Origin of the sequence: Streptomyces marokkonensis (assembly GCF_039539045.1) — a bacterium.
GTDB classification, from domain to species: domain Bacteria; phylum Actinomycetota; class Actinomycetes; order Streptomycetales; family Streptomycetaceae; genus Streptomyces; species Streptomyces marokkonensis.
The window spans coordinates 1-4807 of record NZ_BAABCQ010000297.1; the positions used below are offsets into that span (position 1 = coordinate 1).

Below are 4807 nucleotides of genomic sequence, written 5' to 3' on the forward strand. Positions count from 1 at the left end.
GTATCTTCCGCCAGCCGGAATATTCCGCAGCGAAACAAACCGATAGGATCGCCCCATGCGCCGTTCGAAAATCGTCTGTACTCTCGGCCCCGCGGTCGACTCCCACGAGCAGCTCGTCGCGCTGATCGAAGCCGGCATGAACGTGGCCCGCTTCAACTTCAGCCACGGCACCCACGCCGAGCACCAGGGACGTTACGACCGTGTCCGGGCCGCCGCCAAGGAGACCGGCAGGGCCATCGGTGTCCTCGCCGACCTGCAGGGTCCGAAGATCCGCCTGGAGACCTTCGCGGAGGGTCCCGTCGAGCTGGTGCGCGGTGACGAGTTCACCATCACCACGGAGGACGTGCCGGGTGACAGGACGATCTGCGGCACGACGTACAAGGGCCTGCCCGGCGACGTGACCAAGGGCGACCAGGTACTCATCAACGACGGCAACGTCGAGCTGAAGGTCACCGAGGTCGAGGGTCCCCGGGTGCGGACGATCGTCATCGAGGGCGGCGTCATCTCCGACCACAAGGGCATCAACCTGCCCGGCGCGGCCGTGAACGTGCCCGCGCTGAGCGAGAAGGACATCGAGGACCTCCGTTTCGCGCTCCGCATGGGCTGCGACCTGGTCGCGCTCTCCTTCGTCCGGGACGCCAAGGACGTCGCCGACGTGCACCGCGTGATGGACCAGGAGGGCCGCCGGGTCCCGGTCGTCGCCAAGGTGGAGAAGCCGCAGGCGGTGGAGAACATGGAGGGCGTCGTCGCGGCCTTCGACGCCGTCATGGTCGCCCGTGGCGACCTGGCCGTCGAGTACCCGCTCGAGAAGGTCCCCATGGTGCAGAAGCGCCTGATCGAGCTGTGCCGGCGCAACGCCAAGCCGGTGATCGTGGCGACCCAGATGATGGAGTCGATGATCACCAACTCGCGCCCGACCCGCGCCGAGGCCTCCGACGTGGCCAACGCGATCCTGGACGGCGCGGACGCGGTCATGCTGTCGGCGGAGTCGTCGGTGGGCGCGTACCCGATCGAGACCGTCAAGACGATGTCGAAGATCGTCACCGCCGCCGAGCAGGAGCTGCTCTCCAAGGGCCTGCAGCCGCTGGTCCCGGGCAAGAAGCCCCGCACGCAGGGCGGTTCGGTGGCCCGTGCCGCCGCCGAGATCGCCGACTTCCTCGGCGGCAAGGGCCTGGTGGCCTTCACCCAGTCCGGTGACACGGCCCGCAGGCTGTCCCGCTACCGCGCGGCCCAGCCGATCCTCGCCTTCACCACCGACGAGTCCACCCGCAACCAGCTGGCGCTCAGCTGGGGCGTGGAGCCGCACGTGGTGCCGTTCGTCAACAGCACCGACGAGATGGTCGACCTGGTGGACCAGGAGACGATGCGCCTCGGCCGGTTCAACGACGGCGACGTCGTCGTGATCACCGCCGGTTCGCCCCCCGGCGTGCCCGGCACCACCAACATGGTCCGCGTCCACCACCTGGGCGAGACGCGGCGCGACTGACGTCTCGTCTCTCTTCCGTACGCGACCGAGGGCGCCCCTGTGACAGAGGCGCCCTCGGCTCCGTCCGGGCCGGTCTCAGTCAGTGACGTACTGCCGCATCCCGGGGATGTGCAGGGTCCCGCCGAACTGACCGGCCTGCACCACCTTCACGTCGGTGAAGTAGATGAGCGGGATGTCCAGCGGCGGCGGGTGCTCCGGGTCGAAGGTGATCGGGATCAGCCCGAGCAGGTTGCCCGAGATGCTCTCGGTGTACATCACCGTGTCGCCGTCGCGGATCGTGGACGTCGAGCCCTCGGCCGCCTGCACGTGGTGGGTCTTGCCGATCTGCTCGTCCTTCACGATCTGGTGCAGGTCACCGATGTCGGTGCCCTTCGAAATGACGTACTTCAGCACCTTCTTGGTGTTGCCGCTCGCCGTCCTCACCTCGACGATGCCCTCGTACGAGGCTCCTTTGAGGAGCAGCGAGCTGGCCTCGAGATGCCACGGGTCCTCCGGCACCGGGATGGAGTTGTCGACTCCGCCCACGTCGTCCGTGGCGACGGGGCAGTCCTCCGGGTCCGCGGAAGCACCTTCGGACGGGTCGGGGCCGGCACTCGCCGAGGCGGTGGCCTCACCGGCCTCCTCCTCCGCGTCCTCCGTCGCCTCGTTGGCGGGTTCCGTGGCCTCCTCGGCCGCCCCGGACGCCGCGTCGGTCGCGTCCTTCATGGTGTCGCCCGCCGTGCCGGTGGTCTTGTCGGTCGTGTCCTTCGCGGTGCCGGACGCGTCCTCGGCGGTGCTCTCGGACGCCGACGCGGAGGGGGTGGGGGCGGGGCTCGGGCTCTCCCCGGCCTTCTCGCCGCCGGTGAAGGCGTCCTCGATGGCGTCGCCGAGGCCCTCCAGCAGGCCGCCGCCGCTCCCGGGCGCCGAGGGGGAAGCCTCCTCCTCGTTCCGCGGCTTGTTCTCCTGCGAGGCGGAGGCGCTCGGGGTGGGCCCGGCCTTGTCGTCGGAACCTGAATCCGAGGATGAGGACGAGCCGGTGTCCTTCTTGCCCTCCGGCTTACCGGCACTTGCGGAAGGGCCGGGCTGTTCCTCGCCCGGCGCGCTGTCGCCGCCCTTGTCCTCCTCGCTCCCGTCGCCGCCCGGCTCGTCGGTCGACGACTGCGAGGGGGTGGGAGAGGCGGACGAGTCCTTGTCGGCGTCCGTCATGGCCTCCACACAGGCCTTGTACTCGTCGGCCGTCAGACTGTTGGCCGGCGGCGCGCCCTTGTCGTTGCCGTCCGCGAGGGCGAGGGTCGGTGTGAAGCCCAGTCCCATGAGGACCGCCGTGGGCATCGCCGCCAGGGCTATCGCCTTGCCGCCCGGCACGTGGAATCTGGTGAACAGCGCCTTTCTGGGGGCTGCGTGGCGCGGCCCGCGCACCTCGTCAGCCGACACGGTGCCCTCCGTTCGGGACTGCGGCCCGGACACCGTCGGCCTCCCCGTCGTCGTCACCGTGCTCGTGGGAGCCGGCGGCGGGAGACTTCGGTGAGGCGGTGGGGTCCTCGTACGCGTCGGGCGTGGCGCCTTCCCCTGTGGGCGCTTCGAAACCGTCGTCCTCCACAGGCTCCTCGGGTGCCTCCTTGCCCGGCACCCAGGACAGGGCGAGCGCGCCACCGATCATGGCCAGCAGAAAGCCCATCAGGAAGCCGCCGATGTTGGAGACCACCAGGGACACCAGGGCGAGCAGGATCGCCGCCACTCCGGCGAAGATGCGCGTGGCCTGCTGGAACCAGAGGGTCATCCCGAGCGTTATCAGCAGTACGCCGATGATCAGGGAGGCCGCGCCCCCGGTGGTCGCCATGGCGATCGACATGTTGCCCAGCTTGAGCGTGGCATAGGGGAAGTAGGCGATGGGTATTCCACCCAACGCGGTGAACAGGCCTGCCCAGAACGGCCGGCTGCCCCGCCAGGCACGGAATCGCAGACGCAGCCGGGTGAAGGTACCGGCGCTCTGGACCGGAGTCTCGGCACTCATGAAAAAACAGCTCCCTGGTCCGTCGAACGTACGTATCGGCTCGGCCCGTGCTCGGAGGAGCCGGGGCCCGAGTCCGGGTGTGGGGGCGGGGAGGCGGAACTCCCCGCCCCTTCTCGGCCGCTCAGCAGACCGAGGTCACCTCGGTGACGGGGACCGTCAGAAACACTCCATCTTGGGGTCCGTGCCGAGGCGCATGTTCAGGCCGCTGAGCTTGAAGGTGCCGGCCGATGTCGCCCACGCCGTCTGCTCGACGTCCGTGAGGTCCGCCTTCCTCGCCTGCTGGGCGAAGGCGCCGTCCTTGACGCTCGGGTCCTTCACATCCGGACCACGGGTCAGGTCCCCGGCCGCGACACCGATGTCGATGTCCTTGAAGGTGGCGTCGGCCTTCAGCTGAGCGACGTCGATGTAGAGGTTCTTGGCCACCACCGGCCGCTTCTCGTCGGTACCGGCGTCGAGACGGAGGTAGATCGACTTCCCTATGAGGGGAATCTCCGTCTTGACCGACTGGCACATCTTGGTGATCTCGGCACGATCGAACGACGAGATCGCGACCGGACGCTGGACCTTCTTGTCACCCTCGGTCGAGGTGTAGGTGGTGTCCAGGCCACCGTACTGGGAGAAGCCCCATCCCTCGAGGTACTTGGCACTCACCTTGAATTCCTGGCCGGAAACGCTGAACGACGCCGCGAGGGCGCCCTGCGCGAGTCCGATACCCACGGCCGCCGTGGCGGCCACGCTGGGCACCATCACCAAGGCGAACCGCTTCCATCTCGTCCCGCCACGCACCTGGGACTCCATATTTCCTCCTTCTCGGACGTACATCTCCTGGCCTCGGCCCGCCCCCGGGATCGGCGGCTCGGCCTGGCAGGGATGGGAGAAGTGCTACGTCCTCGGGAAGGAGAGCGCCCGCACCCGGCGCGTGGGGAACGCACCCGGATCACCGGCGATCACCCCCGAGCGACAACCACTGGTCGCGCCTGACACGATCACGCACAACCCTGCTGGACAGGCTTCGCCAGGTGGACGAAGACCCCCCTGCCCAAGAGCCGGCTCCACTGCCGCCGGCCCTGCTCGGTGGGGACCCAGGAACCCCGCGCCCCCGACTGGATTTCGGGGTGCGGGAATGGACCGAGCGTCGCCGATCGTGGTGCATTCTCGCCCTCGACACAAGGGGGTTCGTTACTCGCTGGTAACGGCTGCGCGACCGCGGGACGACACACCGGCCCCGGACGGCGACGCTCGGTGTGTCATCAGGGCGGAACAAAGCCATTGATCGCCGGACAGAATCCGACAGACCGCCGCCACCGACTTACTGGCAGTAACAGAAG

At 68.8% G+C, this 4807-nt stretch carries 4 protein-coding genes; 1 reads left to right on the forward strand and 3 read right to left on the reverse strand.

Going from position 1 to position 4807, the window contains the following annotated elements:
• The first annotated feature begins 55 nt into the window (after positions 1 to 55).
• A complete protein-coding gene (gene pyk / locus ABEA26_RS35005) occupies positions 56 to 1486 on the forward strand; it encodes a pyruvate kinase (RefSeq protein ID WP_345597985.1) in 1431 nt (476 codons plus the stop codon).
• A 75-nt stretch (positions 1487 to 1561) separates the two neighbouring features.
• On the opposite strand, the gene ABEA26_RS35010 is transcribed toward pyk, so the two are convergent.
• The 3 genes from ABEA26_RS35010 to ABEA26_RS35020 all read right to left on the reverse strand — a co-directional run bounded on the left by ABEA26_RS35010 (position 1562) and on the right by ABEA26_RS35020 (position 4277).
• Entirely contained in the window at positions 1562 to 2899 is a 1338-nt protein-coding gene (locus tag ABEA26_RS35010; RefSeq protein WP_345597987.1) for a hypothetical protein, read from the reverse strand.
• Positions 2889 to 3479 (reverse strand): DUF6114 domain-containing protein, encoded by a 591-nt coding sequence (locus ABEA26_RS35015; protein ID WP_345597989.1) that lies wholly within the window; start codon positions 3477 to 3479, stop codon positions 2889 to 2891. The genes ABEA26_RS35010 and ABEA26_RS35015 overlap by 11 nt, the downstream gene beginning before the upstream one ends.
• Positions 3480 to 3635: 156 nt before the next feature.
• Positions 3636 to 4277: a DUF6230 family protein gene (locus ABEA26_RS35020; RefSeq protein ID WP_345597991.1), complete on the reverse strand. Its 642-nt coding sequence runs from the start codon at positions 4275 to 4277 to the stop codon at positions 3636 to 3638.
• Positions 4278 to 4807: the final 530 nt, after the last annotated feature.